This window comes from Williamsia sp. Leaf354, assembly GCF_001424365.1.
Lineage (GTDB): Bacteria > Actinomycetota > Actinomycetes > Mycobacteriales > Mycobacteriaceae > Williamsia_A.
The window spans coordinates 141901-166869 of sequence record NZ_LMPL01000002.1; the positions used below are offsets into that span (position 1 = coordinate 141901).

The 24969-nt window shown below is 67.2% G+C and carries 28 protein-coding genes; 14 read left to right on the plus strand and 14 right to left on the minus strand.

All coding sequences use genetic code 11. The features are described from left to right. Positions 1–130: 130 nt before the first annotated feature. The 4 genes from ASG12_RS08715 (at position 131) to ASG12_RS08735 (ending at position 2628) form a co-directional block, all read left to right on the plus strand. On the plus strand, positions 131–643 hold the full coding sequence (locus tag ASG12_RS08715) for a hypothetical protein (RefSeq protein WP_055788233.1): 513 nt from the start codon (positions 131–133) through the stop codon (positions 641–643). Positions 644–743: 100 nt separating this feature from the next. Then, the gene (locus ASG12_RS08720) at positions 744–1043 is read left to right on the plus strand and encodes a hypothetical protein (protein WP_156378035.1); all 300 of its coding nucleotides are present in this window, start codon (positions 744–746) and stop codon (positions 1041–1043) included. A 96-nt stretch (positions 1044–1139) separates the two neighbouring features. Then, positions 1140–1961, plus strand: coding sequence for a hypothetical protein (locus ASG12_RS21655; protein WP_156378036.1), 822 nt, complete (start codon positions 1140–1142; stop codon positions 1959–1961). Between the two features lie 334 nt (positions 1962–2295). Beyond that, positions 2296–2628 carry a hypothetical protein gene (locus ASG12_RS08735; RefSeq protein WP_055788245.1) on the plus strand — a complete coding sequence of 111 codons (333 nt, stop codon included), beginning with the start codon at positions 2296–2298 and terminating at the stop codon, positions 2626–2628. A 791-nt stretch (positions 2629–3419) separates the two neighbouring features. Here the strand turns inward: ASG12_RS08735 and ASG12_RS21190 are convergent. Continuing rightward, positions 3420–4064 carry a maleylpyruvate isomerase family mycothiol-dependent enzyme gene (locus ASG12_RS21190; protein ID WP_268810438.1) on the minus strand — a complete coding sequence of 215 codons (645 nt, stop codon included), beginning with the start codon at positions 4062–4064 and terminating at the stop codon, positions 3420–3422. A 155-nt stretch (positions 4065–4219) separates the two neighbouring features. Between ASG12_RS21190 and ASG12_RS08740 the strand changes: the two genes are divergently transcribed. Continuing rightward, a complete protein-coding gene (locus ASG12_RS08740; RefSeq protein WP_055789357.1) occupies positions 4220–4771 on the plus strand; it encodes a YaeQ family protein in 552 nt (183 codons plus the stop codon). A 27-nt stretch (positions 4772–4798) separates the two neighbouring features. Here the strand turns inward: ASG12_RS08740 and ASG12_RS08745 are convergent, their stop codons facing one another. Further along, positions 4799–5227: a hypothetical protein gene (locus ASG12_RS08745; protein WP_055788247.1), complete on the minus strand. Its 429-nt coding sequence runs from the start codon at positions 5225–5227 to the stop codon at positions 4799–4801. A gap of 17 nt (positions 5228–5244) precedes the next feature. Further along, positions 5245–6135 carry an oxygenase MpaB family protein gene (locus ASG12_RS08750; protein ID WP_055788250.1) on the minus strand — a complete coding sequence of 297 codons (891 nt, stop codon included), beginning with the start codon at positions 6133–6135 and terminating at the stop codon, positions 5245–5247. Positions 6136–6290: 155 nt separating this feature from the next. On the opposite strand from ASG12_RS08750, the gene ASG12_RS08755 reads away from it, so the two are divergent. Continuing rightward, positions 6291–7481 (plus strand): PQQ-dependent sugar dehydrogenase, encoded by a 1191-nt coding sequence (locus tag ASG12_RS08755; RefSeq protein ID WP_055788253.1) that lies wholly within the window; start codon positions 6291–6293, stop codon positions 7479–7481. A gap of 5 nt (positions 7482–7486) precedes the next feature. Here ASG12_RS08755 and ASG12_RS08760 read toward each other — a convergent pair whose 3' ends face one another. After that, entirely contained in the window at positions 7487–8719 is a 1233-nt protein-coding gene (locus tag ASG12_RS08760; protein ID WP_055789360.1) for an FAD-dependent monooxygenase, read from the minus strand. A gap of 161 nt (positions 8720–8880) precedes the next feature. Here ASG12_RS08760 and ASG12_RS08765 point away from each other — a divergent pair, with 161 nt between their 5' ends. After that, on the plus strand, positions 8881–9603 hold the full coding sequence (locus ASG12_RS08765) for a DUF2071 domain-containing protein (RefSeq protein ID WP_235456430.1): 723 nt from the start codon (positions 8881–8883) through the stop codon (positions 9601–9603). 18 nt (positions 9604–9621) lie between these two features. Here ASG12_RS08765 and ASG12_RS08770 read toward each other — a convergent pair whose 3' ends face one another. After that, positions 9622–10707, minus strand: a complete 1086-nt coding sequence (locus tag ASG12_RS08770) for an NAD(P)H-dependent amine dehydrogenase family protein (RefSeq protein WP_055788259.1) — start codon at positions 10705–10707, stop codon at positions 9622–9624. 27 nt (positions 10708–10734) lie between these two features. Continuing rightward, positions 10735–11754, minus strand: a complete 1020-nt coding sequence (locus tag ASG12_RS08775; protein WP_082501812.1) for a Rieske 2Fe-2S domain-containing protein — start codon at positions 11752–11754, stop codon at positions 10735–10737. Positions 11755–11857: 103 nt separating this feature from the next. On the opposite strand from ASG12_RS08775, the gene ASG12_RS08780 reads away from it, so the two are divergent. Continuing rightward, positions 11858–12511 (plus strand): TetR/AcrR family transcriptional regulator, encoded by a 654-nt coding sequence (locus ASG12_RS08780; RefSeq protein WP_055788266.1) that lies wholly within the window; start codon positions 11858–11860, stop codon positions 12509–12511. Here ASG12_RS08780 and ASG12_RS08785 read toward each other — a convergent pair. From ASG12_RS08785 to ASG12_RS08795, 3 genes are read right to left on the minus strand one after another with little or no spacing between them, the layout of a single operon-like run. Continuing rightward, positions 12495–14861, minus strand: a complete 2367-nt coding sequence (locus ASG12_RS08785) for a PEP/pyruvate-binding domain-containing protein (RefSeq protein ID WP_055788268.1) — start codon at positions 14859–14861, stop codon at positions 12495–12497. The genes ASG12_RS08780 and ASG12_RS08785 overlap by 17 nt on opposite strands. Next, the gene (locus ASG12_RS08790) at positions 14858–15862 is read right to left on the minus strand and encodes a TIGR03617 family F420-dependent LLM class oxidoreductase (RefSeq protein WP_055788271.1); all 1005 of its coding nucleotides are present in this window, start codon (positions 15860–15862) and stop codon (positions 14858–14860) included. Before ASG12_RS08790 ends, ASG12_RS08785 begins: the two co-directional genes overlap by 4 nt. Beyond that, positions 15859–16989 (minus strand): hypothetical protein, encoded by a 1131-nt coding sequence (locus ASG12_RS08795; RefSeq protein ID WP_055788274.1) that lies wholly within the window; start codon positions 16987–16989, stop codon positions 15859–15861. The genes ASG12_RS08790 and ASG12_RS08795 overlap by 4 nt, the downstream gene beginning before the upstream one ends. 51 nt (positions 16990–17040) lie before the next feature. On the opposite strand from ASG12_RS08795, the gene ASG12_RS08800 reads away from it, so the two are divergent. Continuing rightward, positions 17041–17646 carry a TetR-like C-terminal domain-containing protein gene (locus tag ASG12_RS08800; RefSeq protein ID WP_055788277.1) on the plus strand — a complete coding sequence of 202 codons (606 nt, stop codon included), beginning with the start codon at positions 17041–17043 and terminating at the stop codon, positions 17644–17646. Between the two features lie 6 nt (positions 17647–17652). Here ASG12_RS08800 and ASG12_RS08805 read toward each other — a convergent pair whose 3' ends face one another. From ASG12_RS08805 to ilvD, 5 genes are all read right to left on the minus strand, one after another. Then, on the minus strand, positions 17653–18267 hold the full coding sequence (locus tag ASG12_RS08805) for a class I SAM-dependent methyltransferase (protein WP_055788279.1): 615 nt from the start codon (positions 18265–18267) through the stop codon (positions 17653–17655). 86 nt (positions 18268–18353) lie between these two features. Further along, on the minus strand, positions 18354–18968 hold the full coding sequence (locus tag ASG12_RS08810; RefSeq protein ID WP_055788282.1) for a dihydrofolate reductase family protein: 615 nt from the start codon (positions 18966–18968) through the stop codon (positions 18354–18356). Then, entirely contained in the window at positions 18965–19540 is a 576-nt protein-coding gene (locus ASG12_RS08815) for a TIGR03086 family metal-binding protein (protein ID WP_055788285.1), read from the minus strand. The genes ASG12_RS08810 and ASG12_RS08815 overlap by 4 nt, the downstream gene beginning before the upstream one ends. Before the next feature lie 92 nt (positions 19541–19632). After that, on the minus strand, positions 19633–20412 hold the full coding sequence (locus ASG12_RS08820; protein ID WP_327197948.1) for an SDR family oxidoreductase: 780 nt from the start codon (positions 20410–20412) through the stop codon (positions 19633–19635). Continuing rightward, complete coding sequence (gene ilvD / locus ASG12_RS08825) at positions 20319–22025, minus strand: dihydroxy-acid dehydratase (RefSeq protein WP_055788290.1); 1707 nt, start codon at positions 22023–22025, stop codon at positions 20319–20321. The genes ASG12_RS08820 and ilvD overlap by 94 nt, the downstream gene beginning before the upstream one ends. Positions 22026–22305: 280 nt before the next feature. Here ilvD and ASG12_RS21665 point away from each other — a divergent pair, with 280 nt between their 5' ends. The 5 genes from ASG12_RS21665 (at position 22306) to ASG12_RS08845 (ending at position 24931) form a co-directional block, all read left to right on the plus strand. Then, positions 22306–22452: a hypothetical protein gene (locus ASG12_RS21665; RefSeq protein ID WP_156378038.1), complete on the plus strand. Its 147-nt coding sequence runs from the start codon at positions 22306–22308 to the stop codon at positions 22450–22452. Between the two features lie 84 nt (positions 22453–22536). Further along, complete coding sequence (locus tag ASG12_RS08830) at positions 22537–22842, plus strand: hypothetical protein (protein ID WP_156378039.1); 306 nt, start codon at positions 22537–22539, stop codon at positions 22840–22842. Positions 22843–22879: 37 nt separating this feature from the next. After that, positions 22880–23623, plus strand: a complete 744-nt coding sequence (locus ASG12_RS08835) for a dienelactone hydrolase family protein (protein WP_055788295.1) — start codon at positions 22880–22882, stop codon at positions 23621–23623. A 77-nt stretch (positions 23624–23700) separates the two neighbouring features. Further along, positions 23701–24627 carry an AurF N-oxygenase family protein gene (locus ASG12_RS08840; RefSeq protein WP_055788298.1) on the plus strand — a complete coding sequence of 309 codons (927 nt, stop codon included), beginning with the start codon at positions 23701–23703 and terminating at the stop codon, positions 24625–24627. A 46-nt stretch (positions 24628–24673) separates the two neighbouring features. Then, positions 24674–24931: a DUF3072 domain-containing protein gene (locus ASG12_RS08845; protein WP_045822830.1), complete on the plus strand. Its 258-nt coding sequence runs from the start codon at positions 24674–24676 to the stop codon at positions 24929–24931. The last annotated feature ends 38 nt before the right edge of the window (positions 24932–24969 follow it).

The window sequence follows — 24969 nt, forward strand, 5'->3', positions numbered from 1 at the left end:
GCGGGAACTTGTTCGGCCGTAAGTGCATCGGAAGAGATGACGGGTGCGGCATGGGCCGCGCCACAGGACATTCTCTCAACGGTTATGTGTGCCGGCCGCGACGCCGCCGCACGTCAGAGAAAGGTGCGCCATGTACCCCCAGCAACCCCTCGCCCCGATCCGCATGGCGCCACCCCTTCATCACACATGGGTCGCAGAGCCGGGCGACCACGACGCGCTCGCCCTCGCCAGTGTGAAGATCGCGGCGATGACGCCCGCTGTTGTCGCAGTGGTGGGGCTGACGGTGATCCTCGCGCTGCTTGACATCGTTTCGGGGTCGTTCGCCGACACCGGTGGTGTGCTGCTGTTCCTGGTCGTGTTCGTTCTGGCGTTCCCGATCGCGTTGTACCTGCGGGCCAAGAAGGTGCTCGCCGCGACGGCGTACCCAGGGGCGGTGTGGGCGCTGGGCTTCGATGAATCGTCGATCGTGCTGGTCGATCCGCGGGCGACTGCGGTGGTCGCCTACGACATGTACTGCAAGCCCCGCAGACGATTCGGGGTGGTGACACTTCGCAACAGCGTCACCAACGGATTGACGGTCCTGCCCGCCGAACTCGTTGCCGAGCTGGCTTTCGCACACTTGCGCTCGCGGCTCGCCTCATGACGAGAGCCATCCCCGACTCAGGGGAAAAGATCGCCGCATCAACTGCATTCAAATCTGGCCAGTCAGCTCTAGGTGAGGACTCAGAGGGGAGTGCGGGACGATGAGCGCTCAGGATCCGCGGCGGTACGGAGTCGAGTTCTGGCTGGTGTCAGCTGTGCGAGGAACAGGGCTGCTCTTCGGCGGGAGCATTGTCGTGCTCACCTGCATCTTCTCCTATGGGCAGATTCGGTTCGCCGGGTTCTCTGTCGGGGCGATCGGCACCAGCTTCGGTGCCGCGTTCTTTTGGTCGATCCTCGGACTCATCGCAACGTGCTACTTCTCCATTCCGCTCGCGACGTTGCTGACAGGGGGAGTGCGAATGATGCTGGGAGAGATCGCCCGGGCACGTGACAAGCGATGAGCCGACAATCAGACGCGCTGTCTCAGCAATCGTGAATTCGTACGGCCAGACGTCGCCGAGACTGGCCACGTCGCCGGGGGAGAAGGAGACGACGTCGTGACCGCGTCGACGCGCGTCGGGGAAGACAGTCGGATGGTCCGGGAACTCTGGTCGCGCGGCGGGCATCTAACAACCATGACGACGACGAAAGCCCCGACATCGATGGATAAACCCAGCACGAGTGACCCCACGTCGGCGTTCTCCCGACTGATGGACTTTGCGCCGTTCGCCCGGCACCGGTGGCCCAGCCGTATCCGTGTCACCGCTGGTGGCGGGGAGCACGGGAAGGTGTACCCGATTCGCAGCGTGGCCGCTGACGGCAGCGAGACCGATACCATCTGGGTCCGAACACCGGAAGCAGGGCGGGGCAGCCCGGTGGAGTTCTACAGCGACCCGCAGTTGAGCCGACTCGTGTCGACGCTGCGCCCAGCCCGGCGCGGCAGCCGCGTCGTCGACTCCTTCGATCGCGACATGTTCACGTTCCGGCTCAACTTCTGGGTCGGATTGTTCGTAACGTCATGGCATTTCCGCGATGCGCAAGGCCAACACATCTTCACCATTAGGGAACGGGTTCGCGACGCGATCTGGCGTCGGCTGGTCTTCGGACCCGTCAAAGGGTGTCTCGGAGGCAGCGACATCGCCGGACTGCTTTTCGCCCCCCTCTTTGCGCCCTTCTTCCTCATCAAAGGACACCCACGGGTGTCGATTGTGATGCCCGGTCATGGACGCATCGGTTACATCGGGCACCGCAAATGGGCTTCTGTTCGCGATGGCTTCGATGTCCGACTCGATCCCCGCAAACCGTCACCGCCGTGGCGCGATCTCGCGATCGCGGCGGTCGGTGCCGGCGAACGGTTCGCGTGGGGGCCGAGCATCTGAGCTACATCACCAACCATGAGATGGACGTGACGACACCAGACGTGAAGGAATAGTCAAAGATGCTTGCTTGGTGGCAAACCCGCGGGTCAATTCCTTGGCAAGGGGTCTCCGTGATCGCACCGAAGACTGCCTGCACCGCACTCGCACCGCCGAACGTACACAGGAGACCGACCAGCGCGGAGGTAAGTACGCCGAAGACGGGCACACCGGAGATCGCGGATGTCGTCGCCGTAGCGGCAATCGTCGAAGTCATGCGCGGCCGTCCAATAAAGCCCGGCGGGTCATCTCGCTTCCAGGAGGCCGAAGTGCAGCGATCCGGTGGTAGCTTCGCGAGGTGATCACGGAGTTGTTCGCGGAAGCGGGCCTGTCGGAATGCGCCCGTGATGCTGCGTGTAGCGCGGAGTTCAATCATTCGGTCTACATATTGCTGGCGAAGGCGGCGGTAGCCGGGTTGTGGTTCGTGACGACGTTTGCCGCGACGGTGAGTGTGGGCCTGTCGGACATGGAGCCCCGGCGCAGCGGTCTGTGGATGTTGGCTGTGTGGTTCGTTCCCTTCATGGGTCAGGCGTTTTGGTGGCGACATCGCCGACGTCTGATCAGGTCGTTGCCGCCACTGTCTGACGACGCTCTTTCGCAGCCAAACCGCGGGCGCCGCCGTTCGTGGTGAAGGGCCTCGAAGCGTTGAGTCGGTCGTGCTCAGCGTCGTCATTTCTCTCGCCAGCGTTAACGGGCGGCCTCACCTTCTGCATCCAAATCGACCGCGGGCGCGGCCGGCGATCGGGGTGGAATGGAGCGGGGCCCGATCTTCCATCGAATCGTCACTGTGACGATTCGATGGAAGATCGGGCCAAATACATTGGAGTGGTGGGTGATCGATCGGTGGCTGTCTGGCCGAAAGGTTGAGACGCTTCGCGTCCGGCTTGTGCGATCGATAGTGTCCAAGTTGGAGACTGTGTGGATCGAAGCCCGTAGGTGATGGTGGCGATCGCGCTCACGGGCGGCATCGACGGCGGCCAGTGCGTCGACGGCGGCCAGTGTCGTCGTGATGGTATGGGCCTGCTCTACCCAGGCCTCGGCTTCGTGCCGATAAGATACATTATGTCAGGTAGTTGCTAGAAACTCCTGCTAGACACGGCGGACAACTTCAGGGTGGCGTCATCTCTCGCAATTGCTCGCGATCGCCTCTACGACGACGCTGGATGAGGCTATCCTCGCTGGCCAGTGTCGATCGGCTCCACCCCAACGCGTCGGGCTACCGCACCATGGCCGAGGCAGTCGACCTGGACATGATCACAGATCTCGGTCCGGCTGACGGTGGCTGCAAGGCGCGGCAGCCGTCCTGACCCGTGCCGCCGAAGTCAGTTCGAACCCAGTTCCCGCCCTGTCGACATGAGGTCGAGGACGGTCGTCGCCACCTCACAGGCGCAGCACGCAACTGTGGTCGGTCTCTGCGGGTGACTAGAGACGTGCTCGAGCGAGACGCTCGCGGACGAGTTCTGCGCCAGGACCAGACAGCGCCACGGTCGGAACCGGGCGGCCGGTCACAGCCAGCAATATGTCCATCGCCGGTCCGGACAGCGTCGGACCGTGGCCACGGACGAAGTCGGCATCGGTGGCTTCGAGCCTCACGCCGGCGACAATCGCTTTGCTGCCGCCCATCGAGGCCGACGTTCGGCATTGGTGATCCAACCCGGCCACAACAGCTTCCGGCGGATACTCCCCCCGCAACCCCAGAGGGCGTCGGATGTCTTCGCCGTGAACAAAGGCCTCCACAAGACGCGTCGCAAGCGGTGCGGGCGGTGTCCTGGTCAGAGAGGCCACGTTGGCCAGCTCGGTAACCGTGGCCTGGGCATCTGCGCGGCGCTCACGTGCGATGCCAGCGGCATTGGCTCGATCGAACCCCCCGCGCGCCCGCGCCATCGCCATGATGAACCGCAGGCGCGAGGTCTTGGCTGTGTCGATCAGGTGAGCCAGTACATCGTGGACATCCCACCCCACACACAAAGATCCGACTGCAAAAGACTCTGCAGGGAATGGCCGTAGTTCCTCGACCAACCGCATCCGCTCCTTCGCGACTACATCCCACACCTTCAACGCGGCCAACCCGTCCTCCTTCTGAGTGCGCGAGTAGCGCCTGGATCTCTCCTGTGAACAGACCGCGCGACGACCCGGAACTCATCGGCCAGTTCTCACGCAGACGATTCGCGAGGCGTGTGCGGTCATTCGCCAACCGCCAGAGGTTGGGTGGAAACTACAGCGTGGCCCTTTCCGCAACGGTGTTCAAAGTCGAACTCGGTGTCTCCGACGTCGAGCACAACTACTACGCCGATCACACTTTGACCGTGGCGCGACACCCCAGCGAAACTTACGAGCGCATGGTGGTTCGGCTGCTCGCGTTCGGTTTGCGGGCGCATCGACTGAACGACGTCGAAGGTGAGTTGACGTTCGGCGCCGGCCTGTCGACCCCGGGCGTACCTGACTTGCGACTCGCCGACTACACCGGTCGAAACGTGGAGTGGATCAACGTCGGTCAGCCCGACGAACGAGCCTTGAGCAAGGCGGCCGGCCAAGCCGAGCAGGTGGTTCTGTATCCATTCGCCTCCGGTGTGGCCACCTGGTGGCGGACCGTCGGCCCCAAGGTCGTCGGGATCGCGAACCTTTCAGTGGTCCAGATTCCGCACGCGCCCATCGCGCAATTGGCGCAGACCATCGATCGGCGTGTCTCGGTTCAGGTCATGATGATCGAAGGTGAGGTGACAATGACTGTCGGCGGTGTCGACGTCACCTTCGCGCCAGAGACTCTGAGGTGACCGGCCCCGTCATCTCGTTTGACAGCCTTATTCTGTTCTCGGGATGGAGCCGAACCAGCGGCCGTCGCGCATTCGCGAATAGTCGGCATCCACGAAGATACGCAGCAGGTTCGACAGCGCGCCGTTCGCGGACCCGTGGTCGAGGTTGGTGAGGAACGCCTCCACCACGGCCTGCTCGGCGAACAGGATGGTGTCGAGGTGGTCAGTGAGACTATCTGCGCTCAAACGGGTTTCGGTCAGCTGATACGGGTGGTGCAACGCGGTGAACAAGAACCAGTAGCGCTCGGCGTCGGTGCTCAGGACGTGCGCATGGCGTTCGGAGATGGCAAGACGTTCGACCCGGTCGGCGTGCCCGCTGGCCACGTAGATCTCGTACACGAGGTCGCCGCCCACGCGCAGCACGCTGGGGCCGTAGGGCGCTCTGGGTTCGAGGACCACCACGTCTGGGTCGGGCATCGGCAGATTGTCTCAGCCTAGGAGGGGGATTCGGTCGTTTCCAGGGCCGCCCCACGGGTGGGGCCGGGTCCCAGGGCCCAACGGATGGCCGATGTCATCGCGATGCCACTCCCCCGCACTGCCGTCGCCTCGGTGACGGGCAGGTACGGCAGGCGCAGCGGGAACCGGGTCCACCACGGCATCATCGACACCGCCACCGACGACAGGACACCGTATGCGGGACGTACGGCCAGCGGGATGGGCGGATTCAGGAGGATGAATCGCGCAGTCCGGCGGGCGGCGGCCGTGCCCCGGAGCTCCGACCTGTAGGCCGCCAGCACGTCGTCGAGCTCAGCAGTCGTCTCGGGGACGTCGACCGCGCCGAGACCCCGTGCCACGAAGGCGGTCTGACGCACATACTCGTCACGACCGCCCGCATCGAGCGGGTCAGCGCCATAGCGGTCGTGTGCGCGCAGGAAGCTGTCGATCTCGGCGACATGGACCCAGCGGATGAGGTGCGGGTCCGACGCAGCGTACGGGCGGCCGTCCGGCGCCGTCCCGGTGATGCGTTTGTGGACGGCGCGGACGATCCGGATCGCGCGGTCGGCATCGTCGATGGTGCCGAACGTGGTCTCGGCGAGAAAGGTGCTGGTGCGCTGGAGTCTCCCCCACGGGTCACCGCGGTATCCCGAGTGCTGATCGACCGCGGCCATCGCGAGCGGGTGCAGCGACTGCAGCAGCAGCGCCCGCATCCCGCCGATGAACATCGACGCGTCGCTGTGCACGCGGTAGATGGCCGAGTCGGGACCGTAGCGGCGCGGCCCGGTCGACAGATGGATCCGGTCGCGTCGAGCCGGACCTTCATCACCGGCGACGCGTTCGAAGATCATCTCGCCCACGCGCTGCTGGACCGAACTGAACGGGTTCATCTCCCCACTGTGCGCCTCGCTGGATCGTGCCTGATCAGATCGGTGAGACACGACGAATCTGATTCGAGGCGCCTCGCTTCGGCACCCTCGGAACAGTACAAATGCCCGAATTCGAACTCCTGCGACATAGTAAAGAACGACGTTACTGTTGTGAAGTGACCCAACTCCGTCTCCCCCACCGCGCACTGTTCGTCACGCTCGGAACCACGAGTGCGCTCTGTGTCACCCTTCTCGCCGGGCCGTCGGCACAGGCGGCTCCCCCGCTGTCGGTGACCACGGTGGCGAGCGGTCTCGACAAACCGTGGGACGTCGAGGTCGCCCCCGAAGGAACGCTGATCTCCGGCGAGCGCAGCGGACGGTTCGTCGCCGTGCGCCCGGGAGGGGCGGCGCAGACCGTCCGCGCCGATCAGTCACAGTTGTTCGTCACCAACGAGGCCGGTCTCATGGGACTGGCGCTCGACCGCGGTTTCGCGGCCAACCGCACGCTGTATTCCTGTCAGGCGGAGAAGACCTCGGGCTCGGGGATCGGCACCGGCTCGGCCGGCAATCTGCCCCTCCCCTTCCCGAACACGGGACAGGTCATCAACGTGGTCGCCTGGCGCGTCGCCGACGACTGGTCGTCGATGGCACGGACACGCACGGTGTTGTCGAACATCCCGGTCAACTCCGGCGGTCGTCACGCGGGCTGCGGACTGACCGCAGCACCCGACGGCACATTGTGGGTGGGCACCGGTGACAACGCGGTGCCGTCCTACCCTCAGAGCCGAACGACACTGGGCGGCAAAGTTCTCCACATCACGCCCGGCGGTGCCCCCGCGGGCGGAACCCTTCCTGGGACGCCCATCTACTCACTCGGCCACCGCAACGTCCAGGGTGTGGCGATACAACCCGGAACCGGGCGGGTCTACTCCATCGAGCAGGGTACCTCCCGCGATGACGAGCTGAACCTCCTCCAGCCGGGGGGCAATTACGGTTACCGACCCGACCGCGCTCCGTTCATCTACGACGAGTCGGTGCCCATGACCGACCCGGAGCGGGTGCCGGGCGCCATCGGCGCGGTCTGGAGTTCCGGCGCACCGACCCTCGCGACGCCGGCGCTGGAGTTCCTCCCCGCCGCCGGATGGGGCGACCTCGGTGGCGCAGTGGTGATCTCGACCCAGCAGGGAAAGCGACTGGTATTCGTCACGCTCTCGGAGAACGGTCGCGAGACGGTGCGCACCACCGACGGCCTCCGCGACACCTATGGACGCCTCCGCGGCCTGAAGGTCGACCGCGACGGATCGTTGTTGGTGACCACCGACAACGGCGGCGGCAACGACCGCATCCTGCGCGTCCGAGCCGGTTGAGGCGGCTACGCCGTCGACTTCCCTGCTGATCGGTGGTCCGGGACACCCTCGTAATCCGGCAGTTGGATGCCGTTGATCGCGCGCCCGACCAGCTCCATGAACCAGTCGCCGCCGAAGTCGGGTAGCGGCTCGGTATCCGGGCCGGGGATCTCGCGGGTGTGGGCGTTCAACCGTCCGATCTCCTGGTTGGCCTCGACGAACGGACGCAGCCGCTCCTCGTACCGGGCGAAACCGGTGTCGGGATCCCAGCCTGCCGTAACCAATTCGCCGGCCAACACGTAGGCGCCGACCAGCGCGAGCCCGGTTCCCTGTCCGGACATCGGGGACGAACAGAACGCCGCATCGCCCAGTAGCGCGACCCGACCGTGAGACCACCGGTCCATCACGACCTGCGCCACCTGGTCGAGATAGAAGTCGGGCGTCTCGTCGAGGTGCGCGAGCATCTGAGGGGTCAGCCATCCCAGCCCGGCCATGCGTTCGCGGAGCAGTGCCTTCTGGGCGGTGATGTCGCGGGGGTCCACGCTGTACCGGGGTGCACCGAAGGAGAACATCGCCATCGCGCGCTGCGCATCCTGGATGGGGCGCAGGAGTGCCGAGCGCCCCGACTCCTGATCCTGATACTCGAGCAGGTATCGGTCCAGCCCGAAGTCGTTGGGCACGCTGTAGAACGCCAGTGCCTGTCCGAGATGGCGGATGTGTTCGTCATCCGGCCCGAAGACCATGGTGCGTAACGGCGAATGCAGCCCGTCGGCCCCGATCACCAGATCGAAGCGTCGACGCCCACCGCCGGCGAAGACGACGTCGACACCGTTCGCATCCTGCGCCAGTCCGGAGATCCGGTCGCCGAACACGTACTCGACGTCGTCGCGGGTGTCGTCGACGAGCACCCGCGCGAGGTCGCCGCGCAGGATCTCGATGTCCGCGATGAACCCGTCGCCACCGTCGTCGTCGGCAAGGAAGGTCTGCAGAATCTGTCCGTCGGCGTCGACGGAGTGTGCGCCCGCGGTGTCGGTACATGCCGCGCGGACCGTCGAGTCCAATCCCATGCGTGTGATCACGTCCCGGGTGACCCCTCGCGCGTCGACCGCCTGACCCCCTGGACGCAGACCCGGTGAGCGTTCCACCACGGTGACCTGGGCTCCTCGGCGGTGCAACCAATGGGCCAGGGCCGGGCCCGCGATACTCGCCCCGGCGACCAGCACCCGTGGTGCGGCGCTCTCCTGTTCGTCGATGTGCATCATCGTCTCCGTCTCGCTGCCGTCGTGGCACCCCCACCGGGGCCGAACGCTGGTGCGTTCTCCACTCCATTGACCGCGCGGAGCGACGAAAGTCATCGGTCCGACCCCTCGTCGGGCCTCGGTCGAGCGCGCATACTCCGGATATGACGATGTTCGGTCGAATGAACACCACCATCGAACGCCGGCTCCTGGTCAACTACCGGGTCGATCCGTCGGTGGCTCAGAGGTGGTTGCCAGAGGGCTTCCGCCTCCAGCTCGTCGACGGTGTCGCGATCGCCGGTATCTGCATGATCCGACTGGCGCGCATGGCGCCTCCGGGCGTGCCTGCGGTGCTGGGGTGGCGCGGAGAGAACGCCGCACAGCGTGTCGCCGTGGAGTGGGACGACAACGGCCACAACGCTCGTGGCGTGTTCATCACGCGTCGATTCAGCGCGTCGTCGTTCGCGGTCGCGGCCGGTGGACGTCTCTTTCCCGGTGTGCACACGAAAGCGACCATCACCAGCGACGAGACGCCCGACCGGATCGCCGTGTCCCTGCGGACAGCGACATCGCCCGCCGTCACCGTCGACGCCGACGTCGCGGTGACGACATCGCTGAGGGGCAGCGTCTTCCCGACCGTTGCCGACGCCTCGGACTTCTTCCGCGCCGGCAGCACCGGGTACTCCCCCGCCCACACCCCGAACCGACTCGACGGCCTGCGACTGCACACCGACGACTGGCGTGTGGAGCCCACCACCCCCATTGACGTGCGATCGACGCTGTTCGACGATCTACCGACAGGGGCAGCCGAACTCGACAGCGTGCTGGTGATGCGAAATGTGCGCGCAGCATGGCATCCGGTGCCCGCGCCGACGGCCGGCGGGCGAGCGCAACACGTCGGCTGACCGCTCGACCCCCTGACGTCAGAGAGCGAACCGACCGGCGAAGGCGCGCAACGGCAGATCGGCGCTGGTGACGATGCCCGGTGGGGCGGCGACGACGGAACGGATCGCGTTGAGCGCGGGCAGACCCGTGACGGTCATGCCGATCGAGGCGAAGTCGCCGGGATCATCGAGACGCACGCCGGGCTTCGGGAAGATCATGTGCTTGCTGTAGATGTTCGGATCGCCCTTGATGTGGGTGATGTAGCAGCCCTGGATGTCCCACGCGGGATCGGTGTGCGGGGTCATCTGCCATTCCAGGTGCGTCTCCACGCGGGGTACGCCGTCGACCATGCCCTGGTACTCGATGTAGTTGGCGCCCAGCGATCCCTTCGGCATCTGGTACCAGCCGAGGTCGACGTCCTTGGTGCAGGCACCGAGCTCGTAGCTGAAGCGCACCTCGTCGAGGTCGAGGTCGAACGAGTCGGCCATCAACCGCACGCTGTCCTCGAAGACGGCGGTGTACTTGTGCAGCGACTCGGGAATGGACGGATCGTCGACCGGCCGGCCGTACCCGACCTCTTTCCAGGTCTCTACGGAGTGGTGACACGACACATCCACCGACTCGGTGACGGTGATGTTCTCGATCTCGGCGACGTCGGCGGTGTGCACGATCCCGAGGATCTGCGCGAGACCGGGGTTCATCCCGGTGCCGTAGAACGTGGAACCGCCCTTCCGGCAGGCGTCGGAGATGACGTCGGTGATGGGTTTGCCCGAGCGGTGTCGGTGGTGGGCGTTGCGATGGTGGCCGGTGATGAAGTCGGCGGTGGTGACGATGTCGATGCCCGCCTCGAGGACCTGCACGTAGAGGTCCTCGTCGGGGAAGACTCCGTGGAAGGTGACGACATCGGGTGCCGCGGCGATCATCTCGTCCACGGATCCGGTGGCGGTCACTCCGACGGCGTCGACACCGGCGAGCTCGCCGACGTCTCTGCCGACCTTGTCCGGCGAATAACAGTGCACGCCGATGAGTTCGAGATCGCGGTGGGCACCGATGCGCTTGATCATCTCCGAACCGACGTTGCCGGTGGCGACCTGGAAGACGCGGATGGGTGCGGTGAGGGGCATGGAAGTCCTTTCGGACGAAGGGAGTGGTCAGCGGGTGAGATGTGCGCGGGCCGCCGCGGTCGCGTCGAAGTCGTCGGGGTAGAACTGCGTCGCCCATCGGCGGATCGCGGTGAAACCCTCGAACTCTCTCGGCGACAGCGCCGGTGGATCGGAATAGCGTTGGTGTGCCCAGATGTGGAGGTCGTTCTCGAACTGCTCGATGACACCGGCGGCGTTGCGCAAGGCACGGCTGGTCGGAGTCGGACTGTCGTCGCCGGGTTTTCGGCCGATCCAGACGGTGAAGCGGATGTCGGAGGTGGTCTCGTCGACGGGTGTCACCGACGTGAGCGTTCGGTTGTCGATCATCCCCCAACTCTTCGTGGCCGCGACCCCGATGCCGCTGTTGATCGCCTGCACACCGCTGTTGATCTCCTCGGCGGGGACGTCGTCGAAGGCGATGGTGAAGTCGACGTAGGAGACCGGTGCGTCGAAGTCGTGACGCGTGAACTCCGGGACCAACGGGGTGTCGTGGACGTAGGTGAAGTGTGCGAAATCGACGCCGTTCTCCTGTACGTACTGCGGGTGGATCTCGAGTCCGGGCCGGAACAGGTGGGTGTGACCGAAGGCCGGGTAGTAGTCGGCGGCACTCTTGTCGTCGTCGAAGCCGGTGAGCACCTCGGCCACGTCGAAGTACGGTTCGCGACGCTGCTCGTCGAACCAGATGAAGACGGACTCGCTGTGCTCGGCCACAGGGTAGGTGCGGATCCGGCGGCCGCGGTTCGGGTGCTTCTCGTAGGGGACACAGACGTTGCGGCCCTGCTGATTCCACTCCCAACCGTGGAACGGGCAGCGGAGGATCTCGCCGTCGACCTTTCCGCCGAAACCGAGATGGGCGCCGAGGTGTTCGCAGTACGCGTCCATGACGGTGATTCGTCCCGCACTCGAACGCCACGCGATCATCTCGGTGCCGAAGTAGGTCATGCGGTGGACGTCACCGACTGCGATCTCCGCCGACCACGCGACCTGGAACCATCCGGTCGGCTTCATCGGGAGAGGAGTTCTCGCCATCGTGGCCCTTCCGCCGGTGACTACGTCTCCTCGAACATAGAGCCCTCTGTGAAAAAAGGAAAGAGCCCTCTGTGAAAGCGGCGCGACGTACTACGATCGGGTCATGGTCGAGAGCGGTGTCGCGAACAGGCGCACCAACAGACGGGGGCAGGCCACTCGGGAGTCGATGCTCGACGCGGCACTGAAGGCGTTGGCCTCCGGCGATCCGGGAGCGGTGTCCGGGAAGAGGATCGCCGGCGAGGTGGGCGTCACCTGGGGTGCCGTCAAGTACCAGTTCGGCGATGTCGACGGCTTGTGGGCGGCGGTCCTGCGCCACACCGCCGAGCGCCGTGGCGATCTGCCGGCCGGTTCGGTGCCCACGGCGACACTGCACGAGCGGGTGGCGACCATCATCGACAACATGTACGACGGTCTCGACACCGCCGATTCCCGCGCCATCGAGACGTTGCGGGCCGCAATGCCTCGTGACCGCGCCGAGTTCGAGCGGCTCTTCCCCCGCACCGCAGCCGAATTCGCGTCGTGGGGCGACGCGTGGCTCGCCACGTGCACCCGAGCCTTTGCCGGACTCGGCGTGGATCCCGGACGGGTCGCGGAGGTCGCCGCCTTCATTCCCGGCGCGATGCGCGGTATCACTTCCGAACGTCACCTCGGCTCCTACAACGACCTCGACCTGGCGCGGCGCGGACTCACCAACGCCATCGCGCACTACCTTCGGGCCGAGGAACCGACTGCGGACGGTGTCAACGGAGTCGGGTGACCACGCCGCGATCACCGTCCACGCGAACCCGGTCGCCGGTCCGCAGGGTCCGGGTGGCGACGAGGGTGTTCACGACACAGGGCAGTCCGTACTCCCGCGCGACCACGGCGCCGTGGGACACCGAGCTGCCGATGTCGGTCACCAACGCGGCGATGACGGTGAAGTACGGGGTCCATCCCACGTCGGTGACCGGCGCCACCAGGATCTCGCCGCCCCGGACGTCGCGCGCCTCGGCGATCGATCGGGCCACGCGCACAACGCCGTCGACGCATCCGCGGCCCGCGGGTCGGCCGACGATCTCGGAGTCGTCGACACCGTTCGGCGGTCGTACCACCAGCGGTGTCGGACGCCCCACGGAGACGTCGTCGAACTCCAACGCCTCCTGACACGGCAGTGCCGACCTGCGCCGCAGCCCGGCATGCACCAGGTCGGTGATGTCACCGGAGCCGACGATCCGGCGCAGTTCGGTGCGATCGAAGAAGTACACGAGGTCGGCGTCGGGAAGTCGTTCGGCACGGGCGAGCACCTGCCCCAGATGGCGGTAACCGAGTTTCAGCGAATGCGCCATCGCCGCCAGTTTCGATTTCGTCTCCTCGCGTCCCCGTGCGCCTCCTCGCGCAAGCCGGGCGAGGAACCGGACAGGCAGCGGGTCGGCCGTCTGATCCGCTCGCGGTGCGGCACGACGGGCCACGGGATCCGACGCCGACCGCACCATCACCTGCAGCATCGTTCCCAGGCCCTGCGGGTCCTCGCCCCACGACGGGTCGCGCATGCACAGTTCCCGATAGCCGCGGTGGCCGTGTCGTTGGAGAAAACCTCGAAGGGCCACTCCGGCAACGCCGGTCGATGCGCGCAGCCTCATGACCGCATCCCCGGGTTCGGACGTGGTGAAGTCCTCGGCCGAAGGGTCGGTGGCGATGGCATGGGCCACCTCGTCGAGCTCGGCCAGCATCACCGCGCTCTCGACATCGGTTGCCCCGGCCATCAACCGGCTCGCGGCGGCCCGGCCGTCGTCCTCGTGACCGCCACTCGCCACCGCCCGGCGGATCATGACGCTCTCGAGCACGTTCGCCGCGACCGCGGCACGCGACGACGAACGGACGTGGGTGGCCATGACCTCACAGAACAGATCCACCCCGTCGTCCAACTGCCGCAACACCTCTCGAGGATCGTCGGCGTCGGGGACGTCGAAACCGGCGATCTGATCACCGAGACGCCGGATGGCCGGCCCAGCCGACAGTGCGAAACCGGTGAGCAGAACGGTGTTGACCAGCCGACGCACGAACGGTTGAGGCGGTTTCGGCACGAGTTCCTCCACGACCCGGCCGCACACCGACATCGAGAACTGCTCCAGTGAGTTGCCCAGGATTCCCGCGCTGAGCGCCGTGCCCTCGGTGAGATTGAGGAACATGTGCCCCTGGAAGTATCCGACCTGCCGCCAGGGCGACTCGTATCGCGGCTGGGCCCGCGCGACCACCTGGGTCATCTGCATCGCGTAGTCGATCGCGAAGCCGGACACCGCCGCGGTCAGCGGACAGTAGGCGCCCGGCATCATCTCGCCGATGTTGCAGCGGGTGTAGACGTGGTCGTCGCCGGCCAGAGGCGAATCCATGGCGTCGAGTGCGCCCGGCAGGGTGGTGATGGGCCGGGCCTGCAGCCACCACAGCTGCCCGTCCCGATCGATCGCCCACTCGAGATCCATCGGCCGCCCCCAGTGGTCGACGGCCCGGATCGCGCCCGTGCGGATCGCCCGGAGTTCGTCGACCGAGATCGCGGGATCTGCTCTGACCTCGCGGATCACGCAGTCGCCATGTGCATCCAGCACGAAGTGATCCGGCGATGCGGTGCCGTCGACGAGCGTGTCGCCCAGACCGGCGACCGCATCGATCACCATCAGATCGCGCCGACCGGTCGCCGGATCCGCGGAGAACACCACGCCGGCGGCGCGGGCGTCGACCATCTGCTGGACCACGAGGTGCATCGTGGCGACGTCGCGGCCCGCGTAGGCCGTCACGCGGTGGGAGCCGGTCGAGGCGGTGCACGTCTGTACGGCCCGCGCCAGGTCGTCGGCGGTGGCCACCCCCAGCACGGTGTCGTACTGACCGGCGAAGGACAGCTCCCCGCCGTCCTCCCCCACGGCCGACGAGCGCACCGCCAACGGCGTCGCCCCCAGATCCCGCATCCGCGCGAACCATTCCTCGGCGACGTCGTCGGAGATCTCGTCGGCGGGATCGGCGACGACGAACCCCGCCGGGACCCGGAACCCGAGACGCTGCAGCCGCGCCAGTCCGGCAGCCTTACCACCGAACCGGTCGTCGACGACATCGTCGAACTCGACGGTCGTGGTCACGTCGACACCGTGAGGGAGTCGACGACCTCGGCGAGTGCCGTGGCGTCGATCGGGCCGGGTTGATAGAGACAGATCCGCTCCGACACCCCGTCGACACGGTCGCGGATGTGCGCGGCGACCTCGGCCGGGGTCCCACAGGCGGCGATGGTGTGGAGCATCTCGTCGTCGATCAGCCCGGCCATCTCACGCCACCGCCCCTGCTTCGACATGGCGTTGAGTTCCGGCTGGAGGTCACCCCACCCGTGCGCGTCGAGCACCGGGCGGTAGGCCGGGGTGGATCCGTAGAACGCCAACAACATCCGCGTCGAGGCGTGGTCTCCCCCGCCGTCCTGATCGGATTCGACGGAGACGATGATCTCGGGCACCACCTCGAAGTCGTCGCCACTGCGGCCGGCCGCAGCGAGCCCCGCCTGCACGGCAGGCATGGTCGACCCGTGCAGGAAGCGCTTCGACCCGAACGGCATCACCAACAGCCCGTCAGCCACCTCGGCGGTGGCGGCGGTCAGACGAGGGCCGAGGGCACCGAGATAGATCGGCGGCGGGCCGAACGGGTTCGGGCCCGGGACGAACGTCGGGGTCATGAGCGTGTGCCGGTAGTACTCGCCGCGGAAGTCCAGTCGCTCACCGCTGTCCCACGACGCGAAGATGGCCCGCAGGGCGCCCACCATCTCCTTCATGCGGTCGACGGGATGATCGAACTGCACCCCGTAGCGCTTCTCGATCTGCGCCCTGATCTGCGTGCCGAGCCCGAGGATGAACCGTCCCTCGCTCAGGAGCTGCAGATCGTTGGCCTGATGGGCCAGCTGGATCGGATTGCGCGGGAACGCGATCGCCACATTGGACAGCAGGTCGAGGCCCGGAACCGACGACGCCAGGACCAGCGGCGTGAAGACGTCGAACGGACCCTCGAACGTGAACACACCCGATGCCCCGGCCTCCCGCAACACCCCGGCACGCTCGACGGCGTCGGTGGGGCCGAACAGTGCGGTCATGACCTTCATGGCCGAGGCGTCCGTCCCGCCACGTCGGTCCAATCGAGGAAGCCCGACGGGTGATGGGGACCGATCACCCCGTGCTCGAACAGCCCTGCGCCGCGGTGCACGGTTCCGTCGGTATCGGTGGTCACGGCCGTGCAGACATGATCGATGAGGCTGAACGCCGCCCGCGCCATCACCTCGGGATCGGTGAGATCGAAATGGACACGCTCGCTGAACTTCTCGCCCTTCCACGTTCCGTGCGCCCACGTGGGGTCGCCGCCGTATCCGGCGCCGAAAGCGATCGGGGCGAACAGCGTCGATTCGAGATCGAGAGTGCTGCGGTCGCCGGCGCGGTTCAGGAACTCGATGTGGGCGCCGTGCGGGATACGCGTCCCGGGGGTGTAGTCGATCTCGACGCGTACGCCGTCGAGCTGTTCGACGCGGCCGTCGGCCCACCGACGCGTGCAGTCGTAGAGACTCCTCTGTCCGTCGGCGTCCTCCTGCAGGATCAGGAACAGCTGGTGGTCGTCGAAGGTCAGCGGTAGGTACAGCCACCAGATGCCCTGCAGGGCATTGTCGGGTCGGCCCTGGGGTTCGGATTCGCCGATCGGCCGGATACCCCATGATCGATCACGGCTCGCGACGCTGGTGTCGTGGTCCACCTCGAGGCGTTCCCCGTCGACATCGATCCAGCCCTGCCAGGTGCCGACCTGCGCGAAGCGGCAGGCGTCCAGGGTGACCCGCCTACGGCTCAGCATGGAGTGCGGTCGTTCCAGGGCAGCGGGGAACGTTCCGCGCCACGTGAGGTCGGCCGACATCCCCTCGGTGGGCGCGAGGGTCAGGTGGATCTCCCGCAGCGGCTCGACGACGTCGATGCGGTAGCCGTTGACGTTCGGGTGCAGTCGGTCGTCATCGATGGCGTCGCTGAGATGGACCGCGGTCTGCGTGTCGCCGTGGCGGACCACCAGGTACGCGTCCTTCACACCCAGGCGCGGGTAGTAGCCGATCCCCGTCAGCGCCATGAACCGTCCCCCGCGGTCGAGCACGTTGAAGTACGACCGGTCGTAGAACTGCCGGTCCGACGGTTCGGGCCAGGTGACGGGAGCCGGTGTCTGGTGGATCGGATACTCGTCGAGCGGACTGAGAAGCACCGGGAACTCCCTCAAATACGATGTGTGCCGTATCGGAATTACTCTGGCGTCATGGCACCAGAAAGCCGCAGCGAAAACAAGGGGTCGGCTCCGTCGACGGCGGGTCGCCCGCGGGATTCGCGGATCGACGCGGCGATCATCGCGGCGACGCGGGAACTGATCGTCGAGACCGGCTACCCCGCACTGTCGCTGTCGGCGATCGCGGCGCGCGCGGGTACGACGACGGCGGCGATCTACCGTCGCTGGTCGGGCAAGACCCAGCTCGTCCACGAGGCGGTGCTGTCGGCCGATTCCGTGCCCGCCGCCGACGGTTCCGACGACATCCACGGCGAGATCCGGGCGGTCGTCGAGACCGTGCGCGCCATGTTCGACAAGCCCTATGTGCGGGTGGCGTTGCCGGGCCTGATCGCCGACACCGTGGCCGACCCCGACGTGCACGCCATGATGATCAGCCGGCTCGCGGGCAACCTGACGGCGTTCGAGTCCCGATTCGGCCGTGGGCGTCGGCCCGACGACCGCCTGCCCATGCTCGCCGAGGTGGTGGCCGGCACGGTCATCGTCCGCCTGCTCATCCGGCAGGACGCGATCCTCGATGACGCCTGGGTCGAGGAGATGACCCGCATGATCACCGATCCCTGGACCGCGGACCCATCCTGATGTGGATCAGGCGTAGCGGCCGATCGCCCACGCCCGCGCCGCGTCGGTGGTGACCGCGTCCACCACCTCGCCGTCCTGATAGAGCCCGGTCTCGACGACGATCGATGTCTCGATCGCCTCGCGCCACGCCTGCACCGGTCCCTCGCCGAACGGTTTGTGCGGGAGCAGGTCGTCGATCATGACCACCGACTTCTCGTGCGCCAATCGCGCCATGTTGGCGATGTCGGCGGAGGCGACCTCGTAGGTGTGGCCGCCGTCGATGAACAGGACGTCGAAGGTCTCCCCCGCGTGCTCGCCGGCGAACGCCGGGACGGTCTGCGTGGAATCGCCGGTGATGAGTGTGTGACGGCCGGGGAACTCGTCGTCGATGCACTGTTTGGCCGTCGCCACGTACTCGTGGTCGCCGAGGTCGAACGAGGTGACCTCCACCTGCGGGTCGGCGCGGAGGAAGGCGTGGCTGGAGAAGCCGGCGTTGAAACCGATCTCGACGATCCGGCGCACATCGCTGCGGCGTGCCAGGGACTCGAGGAACTCCATCTCGGTGTCGCTGACCGAACCCTCGACGAACCACCCGTTGCTCCGTGCGTCGTCGACGTTGGCGAGAAGGCGCTCAAAACCCATGTGTCACCGCTTCGTTGCCGTGAGAGCCGTCGTGTCGGCCCCGATGAACCCATCCTATGCGTCGGCGTCGGACGGCTTCGGCTCGTTCAGCGGACGACGCGGTACCGCAGGTGTGCCACCCCCGGGGCCTCGAGCACCCGGACCAGTTCGAGTTCTGGTCGCCCCGGTGCGAACCCGTCGAACAACCGCTCGCCGGAGCCGAGGATCTCGGGACTGAGTTGGATGTCGATCTCGTCGACGATCCCGGCCGAGATGGCCTGCCGGGCACACGACGCGCCGCCGGCGATGGAGATCGAGCGGCCCGCCGCGACCGCGGTGGCCTGGGCGTAGGCGGACTCGATCCCGTCGGTCACGAAGAAGAAGGTCGTGCCGCCCTCGAGCTCGATCGGGTCGTGGGCGTGGTGGGTGAGGACGAAGACCGGGCAGTGATACGGCGGCTCGTCACCCCACCAGCCGGTCCAGTCCGACGCGCCCCATTCACCACGCACCGGTCCGAACATGTTGCGGCCCATGATGGTCGCGCCCATCTCGTCGAGCATCTCCGACATGACCTGTCGGTTCACCGGGTGATCGAGACCGGGCCCGATGTGCCAGGCGTGGACGCGTTGGCCGCCGATGCCGAGCGGGTGGTCGGCACTCTGTTGCGGACCGGCGACGAAACCGTCCGCCGACATCGACATCGACAGGTTGGTGCGGCTCATGGTGTCCCCGTTCGGTCGTCGGCTGCGTGCGGTCGGGGGTCGCGCCCGGCCAGCGCGAGGATACGGTGCAGCCGGTCGGCGTCGTCACCGATCGGCGTCACCGGTCCGAACGGCCCGGCCCCGGTGTCGGGATCCGGGGGGAAGAGCGTGAAGAACCGCTCCACGTGGTCGAGTGTCGCGTCGTCGACCCGCACGGTCTGATCGGTGGCATGCGCCAGATCCCAGGCGTGCACGGTCAGCTCCTCGGCGGCCACGACGGCGTTGTCCCGAGCCGACATCTCGACGCCACCGGCGCTCACCTGTCCCTCCCACGCGCTCGGTTTCCCCCAGGCCGTGGCGAGATCGTCGAGCTGCGCGGGGATGGCCGTGCGCCAGTCGCCCACGAGTCCGTCCGGTGGCCGGATCGGGGCCTTGCGCGCGCTGTCGGTGAAGACGCTGCTGAACTGGTGGATGTGTGCCAGCAGGTCGCGCACGGTCCAGTCGTCGCAGGGCGTGGGCCGATCGAGATCGTCGTCGTGCACGGCGTCGACGAGACGTGTCATCTCTCGCGCGGCAGGGCTCAGATCGAACATCGCGTACCTCCGTCGGGTCGGTGTCGGTGGTGTAGACCCCGACCGCGGCGAGAACTCATCGGCACCGTGCGCACCTACCGGGCGGTCCGTGCTCAGCCTGCGGCGTCGGCCGGGTCACCGAAGCGCACGTCGGTGACCCAGTCCGCGTCGGCACGGTGGTGCAGATCCGCGTAGGTCTCGGCGATGAGGTCGGGGTCGTAGCGCGTACCCGGGGCCACCGGACCGCACACCGTCACCGTGGCGCACCGCACGCCGTGGTCGCGATGACCGGTGTCGAGCAGTTCGGCGAGCGCCCGGACACCGGCCTTGCCGAGCGACAGGCTCGTCAGTGCGGGCAGCGGGTGCGGCATACCCGCGGTCAACAGGAATCGACCGCCTCCCGCCTGACCCATCCGGTCGAGGACGGTCGCCGCGGTCGTGACCGCTCCCCCGACGTTGACCGCATACGTGTCGAGAAGGGTCTGCGCGTCGAGGTCGTCGATCGTGTCGGTGCGGATGACCCCGGCGTTGTAGACGACGAGCTCAGGGACCCCGAGCCGTTCGAGAAGATCGTCGACGGCGGTACGCAATGCGTCCGCGTCGGCGACGTCGGCTCGTGCGCCGGCTGCCGTGTCGGGGAGATCGACGAGCAGAGCGTCGATCGTCGCCTGCGATCGTGCGATCACGCCCACCGGGTGACCGGCCGCGGCGAAGCGCCGTGCCACCGACCGGCCGATGCCCGGGCCGGCGCCGATGACCAGGACCGACGCCCCGCCGCCACCGCCCAGACCACCGCCGCTCAGGTCAGCACCGCGCCTTCGGATGCCGAACCGACGAGCTTGGTGTATTTCGCCAGCACACCGCGGGTGTAGCGCGGCGGCAGCGGCGCCCAGTCCTGGCGACGCGCCTCGAGTTCCAGCTCGTCGACGAGTAGATCGAGCGTGCCCTTGCCGACGTCGAGCCGGATCCGGTCACCGTCGGCGACGAAGGCGATGGGGCCGGCGTCGACGGCCTCGGGCGCGACGTGGCCGACGCACAGGCCGGTGGTGCCGCCCGAGAACCGACCGTCGGTGAGCAGCAGGACGTCCTTGCCCAGTCCGGCGCCCTTGATCGCGCCGGTGATGGCCAGCATCTCGCGCATCCCCGGGCCGCCCTTGGGGCCCTCGTAGCGGATGACGACCACGTCGCCTGCCGCGATCGTGCCGTCCTCGAGGGCATCCATGGCCGCGCGCTCACGCTCGAAAACCCGTGCGGTGCCCTCGAAGACGTCGGAATCGAAGCCTGCCGACTTCACCACCGCGCCGCCCGGCGCCAGCGACCCCTTGAGGATCGTGATCCCGCCCGTCGGGTGGATCGGATCGGACATGGCGCGCAGCACCTTGCCGTCGGGATCGGGTGGGGTGATGTGAGCCAGGTTCTCCGACATGGTCTTCCCGGTGACGGTGAGGCAGTCACCGTTCACCAGACCTGCGTCGAGGAGAGCCTTCATCACGACGGGGACCCCGCCGATGGCGTCGACGTCGGTCATCACGTGCTTGCCGAACGGTTTGACATCGGCCAGGTGCGGGACCCGGGAACCGATGCGGGTGAAGTCGTCGAGGGTCAGTTCGACCTCCGCCTCGCGGGCGATGGCGAGGAGGTGCAGCACCGCGTTCGTGGACCCACCGAACGCCATCACCACCGCGATCGCGTTCTCGAACGCCTCCTTGGTGAGGATGTCGCGCGCGGTGATCCCGCGGCGCAGCAGCTCGACGACGGCCTCGCCGCTGGCGTGGGCGAACTGATCGCGGCGGCGGTCCGGCGCCGGCGGAGAAGCGCTGCCGGGCAACGACATACCAAGCGCCTCGGCCGCGCTCGCCATCGTGTTGGCGGTGTACATGCCACCGCACGCACCCTCGCCGGGGCAGATGGCGCGCTCGATGGTGTCGACGTCCGCACGCGACATGAGGCCTCGCGAACAGGCGCCCACGGCCTCGAAGGCGTCGATGATGGTCACCTGGTGCTCGCTGCCGTCGGAGAGCTTCGCGAAGCCCGGCAGCGTGGACCCCGCGTAGAGGAACACGCTGGCCAGGTCGAGTCGGGCGGCGGCCATCAGCATGCCGGGCAGCGACTTGTCGCAGCCGGCGAGCAGGACCGATCCGTCGAGACGTTCGGCGCTGACCACCGTCTCGACGCTGTCGGCGATCACCTCACGGGACACCAGCGAGAAGTGCATGCCCTCGTGGCCCATCGAGATCCCGTCCGAGACCGAGATGGTGCCGAATTCGAGCGGGAACCCACCGGCCGCGGACACGCCTTCCTTCACCGCCTTCGCCAGACGCTGCAGCGACAGGTTGCACGGGGTGATCTCGTTCCACGAGGACGCCACGCCGATCTGCGATTTACCCCAGTCCTCGTCGCCCATCCCGACCGCGCGCAGCATGCCGCGGGCGGCGGTCTTCTCGAGGCCGTCGGTGACGTCGCGACTGCGGGGCTTGATGTCCGGGGATTCGTTCTCGGGCGACATGGCACTCCTGATCTGTGCGTGGGCGCGGCGGACGGGGCTGTCCGGCGCCGCTGCCGCGAACTGAGCGGCTCGTCGAGAAGTATGCCCCCGGGCCGTGCCCGATCGGCGCCGAGTCGGGTCATGTCCCCGCTCCCGTACCGAGGTGTGTTGCTCCGCCGGGACAGGACGGGGGTCGTACCCATGATGCGACGTGAGCGACCCCGACCGTGGTGCTGGCACTCGCGTCGGTCGAGTGCTAGAAATGTGCGACAGCACCCGATCGTCTCCGAGGAGGTTTGTCATGGATCCCCTGAGCAATCCGCTGCACAGCGCCGACGACGCCGATCTGATCGAACAGTCCACCGAACTCGGTGCAGATCCCGCAGGGCTGGAGGACTACCCCCACACCGACCACGACACGCCGCACGTGCCCGACGAGGTGTCGTGACCTTTTCGTGACCGGGGCATCGTTCGCGCACCGAAGTCCGTGTGCTGCTTTCGCCGTCGGGCACCTCGACCTACCGTCGAGGACGTGAGCGAAAACGTTGTGAATCACGCCCTTCCGATCGGTACCCACAAATCGATCGCCGACCTCGTCGCCGAGGGCCGTACGCTGGCCGAAGTCGCTGCCATACTGGACATGTCGGTCATCGACGTCCTGCGGTGGTACTCCGAGATGGCGGCCGTTCTCCACGTACGGGAATTGCCCGCACTGGCAAAGCGCCTGCGCGACATGGAATACGGGAAACCGACGGTGAGCCCGTGGCGCCGCGACATGTTCACCGGCGAGGCCGTCGTGCCGCAGGCACCCGACGCGCCTGCGCCGCTCGCCGGCTGAGACGACCGAAACAGGTTCCGCACGTACGGTGGCGGTCATGGATCTCATCACCGTCGACACGCCAGACGGAACCGCGCAAGCCCACGTCGCCACTCCCCCCGCGGGAACCGGCCCGGGCGTTCTCCTCTTCATGGACGCCATCGGACTCCGGCCACAGATCGTCGCCATGGCCGAGCGCATCGCGTCCTGGGGTTACGTGGTGTTGTCGCCCAACGTCTTCTACCGCGACGGCGACGTCGACACGTTGATGCCGACCGTCGACCTCCGCGAACCCGGCGCGCGAGACGAATTCTTCTCCGGGGTCGGTCCGCGGATGGCCGCTCTCACCACCGAGCGCGCCGCCGGTGACATCGCCGCCTACCATTCCGCACTCCTCGCCCTCGACGCCGTGGTCGGCGATCGGGTCGGAACGGTGGGCTATTGCATGGGTGCTCGTCTCGTGACGCGCTACGCCGGCCAGTTCCCGGACAACGTCGTGGCCGCGGCCGGGTTCCACGGCGGTGGGCTCGTGACCGACGACGCCGACAGTCCGCATCTGTCGCTGGCCACGGCCCGTGCGCGCTTCGTCTACGGGCACGCGGACAACGACGGGTCGATGGGTCCCGACGCCGTGGCGGCACTCGGGTCGGCGCTCGCCGACGCGGGATTGACGGCCACGAACGAGATCTACCCCGACGCGCCGCACGGGTACTCGATGGCTGACACCTCGATGTACCAGGAGGCAGGGGCCGAACGCAGCTTCGCGGAACTCCGCGCCCTCTTCGCCGACACGCTGGGGTGATGCGGTAGGTGATCCCCTGCGTCACACACAGCGCTACTCTGACATCAAACAATGGCACTGTGCGTGATGGGAACGTGATGACGACGATGGACGATCGACCGGTCGCGCCGGCGACGAGCACTCTCGACGTGGGCATGGAGGCGATCACGCGGCGTCTCGCCGACTCGTCGGTGCTGGCGTCGCGGAACGCGATGACCGAGATCGACTGGAACGCCCCACTCGACCCGACCAAACACGGATGTTCGCCCGAGTGGTCGACGCTCTACGGCACCGACTACTGGGACGAGTTGACCGAGGAGCAGCGGGTCACGCTCACCCGCCACGAGTTCGCCTCGACCATGACGATCGGCATCTGGTTCGAGATGGCCCTGCAGAAGATGGTGATCCGCGACCAGCGTTCCTCGCCCGTGCAGTCCGAGGAGTTCCGGTTCGCGATGACCGAGGTCGCCGACGAGTGTCGGCACTCGCTCATGTTCGCCCTCGCGGCGCAGAAGATGGTCGGCACGTCGTACCGTCCCGGCCCGCGGGTGGCCACGCTCGGACGGTTCTTCATGAACACGGCCGGGGGCGAGCTCGCCTATGGCGGGATCCTGGTGGCCGAGGAGATCCTCGATGTCATGCAGCGGGGTTCGCTGGGTGACCCGCGGGTGCTGCCCATGATCCAGACGATCAACGAGATCCACGTGCTCGAGGAGTCGCGGCACATGCGCTTCGCGCGCGAACAGGTCCGCGAGGCGATGGACGGCGCCGGACGACTACGCCGTGAGACCAGTGCGGTCCTGATCGCGTTGGGTGCCGAGCTGATCATCTGCAGCCTCGTGCGCCCGCAGGCGTTCACCGACGCCGGTCTCGACCGTCGCCGTGCCGTGGCGGCGATGATCGGCAACGACCACCACCACCGGATGGTGCGCAGCGGTTCGGTGCACCTCATGCAGTTCCTCGACGAGGTCGGTCTGCTGACACCGCGCGCGGCGAGGATCTACGCACGCAACCACATGCTGTGACGCGAGATGGTGGGCACCGACGGCCGCGGGCGCGTACTGTCGAGTCATGACCGATTCGAACACAGGTTCGACACCTGACACAGCGTCCACCACCGGTTCCGATGTCATCGGAGCCGACGCCGGCAACACCACCGAGAAGGATCCCGAGGACTGGGTGACCGGCGACGAGCCGATGACCGGAGCCCAGCGGAGTTACCTCGACACCCTCGCCCGCGACGCCGGGGAGACCCTTTCGGCCGATCTCACGAAGGCGCAGGCCTCCGAGGAGATCGAGCGGCTCCGAGCCGCGACCGACCGCACCTGACCCGAGTCCGCACTCTGGCGGGGTGCGGACCCCGCGGC